Below are 836 nucleotides of genomic sequence, written 5' to 3' on the forward strand. Positions count from 1 at the left end.
CGATATTACATGAAAACGCTGGGTTAGATTTTTCGAGTGAAGTCGCGGCTAATTATCCATCTCGGTTTGAACAAAATTTCCGGGACATTCATCAGGAAAATATAGCAGATTTCTTAGCAGAATTTCAATTTGCTTTTTTGTGTTGGTGGATGTCTTCAAAAGAGGAGGTCGATCGCCGGCCTAAAGACAGATGGTCTGCTTTGCTGAATGGAATGTATAATGCGGGGGATTTGGCGATCGCATCTTATCCAGACCTATTTGGTCAATTTGTAGATGTTCTCTTACGACAGTTGGATCAACTCCCCTCAGAAGCGTTCAGGGAAGATAGCATTGTTTGTACTCATTTAGATAATTTCATTGAAGATATGAATGACAGTGAAAATATGAACTTAAAAAAGCAAGCAAGAAGTTTATTGAATTATATCACGTTGAAGAGAAACTTGGAGCTGGGATAAATGGAAATGTTTAATAAAAAACCATTTTTAAATTCGTAATTAATAGGATATCTGGTGTTACTATAAATGGGATTAATAGCGTATTTAAAAACTAAATTAAATTCTAATAAGGAGTCCTGATAGATGAAAATACAACGCCGGAAAAAACGCCACAATGAAGCGAAAGGCAATGAAGTTCCTGTGCAGAAACAATTTCAGTCTCGACCGTTTCAGGATGCGAATTTTGCGCCGCCAGACCAGGAGCTGACACGGCCAGAAATGCAGTTTCAGCAGGAGTCCTCTGGGTTCGATTTAGCTAATATCCCGGTTTTTGCTAATAGGAAGCGATCGCCAGAACCGATACAACGGACGGAGGATGATGATATCCAGATGAAAGGGGAA

2 pseudogenes are annotated in these 836 nt (G+C 39.4%); both read left to right on the forward strand.

Features of this window, described 5'->3' with window-relative positions:
* A pseudogene (locus tag B9T16_RS28995) lies at positions 1-455 on the forward strand (hypothetical protein); the annotation flags it as partial.
* 123 nt (positions 456-578) lie between these two features.
* Positions 579-836: pseudogene (locus B9T16_RS29000) on the forward strand (hypothetical protein); the annotation flags it as partial.

Origin of the sequence: Arthrospira sp. PCC 8006 (assembly GCF_046480465.1) — a bacterium.
Taxonomy (GTDB): Bacteria; Cyanobacteriota; Cyanobacteriia; order Cyanobacteriales; family Microcoleaceae; genus Limnospira; species Limnospira platensis.